This window comes from Bradyrhizobium sp. sGM-13 (assembly GCF_018398875.1).
Lineage (GTDB): Bacteria > Pseudomonadota > Alphaproteobacteria > Rhizobiales > Xanthobacteraceae > Bradyrhizobium.
The window spans coordinates 1-237 of record NZ_JAGWDK010000432.1 but is presented as its reverse complement, the minus strand read 5'-3'; the positions used below and the strand labels follow the sequence as shown (position 1 = coordinate 237).

The window sequence follows — 237 nt, the reverse complement described above, 5'->3', positions numbered from 1 at the left end:
ATTGTGTCACAGAAAATCGCCCGGATGAGCCAACGGGTCGAGGCCAGCCCCGGAATTGCGGCATCTGCTTGGATCAGCTACTCGAACCGCATCAGCCGATCAGGAGACAATCATGAAAGTCGCAGTCGTCGGTGCCGGAGCGGTCGGATGCTATTACGGGGGATTGCTGCTCAAAGCCGGACATGACGTGACGTTTATCGGCCGGCAGCCGCATGTCGACGCCATCAACGCCCATGG

1 protein-coding gene is annotated in these 237 nt (G+C 59.1%); it reads left to right on the top strand.

Features of this window, described 5'->3' with window-relative positions; translation table 11 throughout:
* Positions 1-112: 112 nt before the first annotated feature.
* Positions 113-237 (top strand): ketopantoate reductase family protein (locus KJQ96_RS39545; RefSeq protein ID WP_213291279.1); only part of this gene is annotated, 125 nt, incomplete at its 3' end.